Below are 540 nucleotides of genomic sequence, written 5' to 3'. Positions count from 1 at the left end.
GTGAAACTGTCTCTTGCCAGAGTAGAGGATGTGAATTCTGCAAATATTGCCTTTTGGATAGAAATTGCAGATCCTTCCGTCGAATATGTGGATGTTGAAGTGGAACAGGGAAAGAAGGTGATGCGATGACCGGAAGAGTATATTACAGCCTGTACGACAGATTGCTTCATGTTAAAACGTTATATGAAGCATTTAGGAGAGTCAAAGCCTCTGGAGGCACTGGTGGAATAGATCATCAGGACATAGAGGGCTTTGAGTCTAGTATTGGTGACAATATCTCTCATCTGGTAGAAGAACTGCGGAGTAATACATACAAACCATTGCCTGTGAAAAGGGTAGAGATACCCAAGGGCAATGGCAAGATGAGACTTCTTGGCATTCCAGCAGTTAGAGACCGGGTAGTGCAACAGGCTCTGCTCACAATTTTACAGCCGATCTATGAGGAAGACTTTCACCCCTCAAGCTATGGATACCGTCCCCGTAGGAGCTGTCACCAGGCAATCAGCAAAGCGAGTCTGTTTATGCGAAAGTATGAACTGC

Annotated in this window: 1 protein-coding gene; it reads left to right on the top strand. The window is 45.2% G+C overall.

The genetic code is table 11. The features are described 5' to 3' along the window. Positions 1 to 125 precede the first annotated feature (125 nt). Positions 126 to 540, top strand: a 415-nt coding sequence (locus tag DV872_RS26245) for a reverse transcriptase domain-containing protein (protein ID WP_253952535.1), incomplete at its 3' end; no start/stop codon positions are given.

This window comes from Oceanispirochaeta sp. M1 (assembly GCF_003346715.1).
GTDB lineage: Bacteria > Spirochaetota > Spirochaetia > DSM-2461 > DSM-2461 > Oceanispirochaeta.
This window is presented reverse-complemented; position numbering and strand designations above follow the sequence as displayed.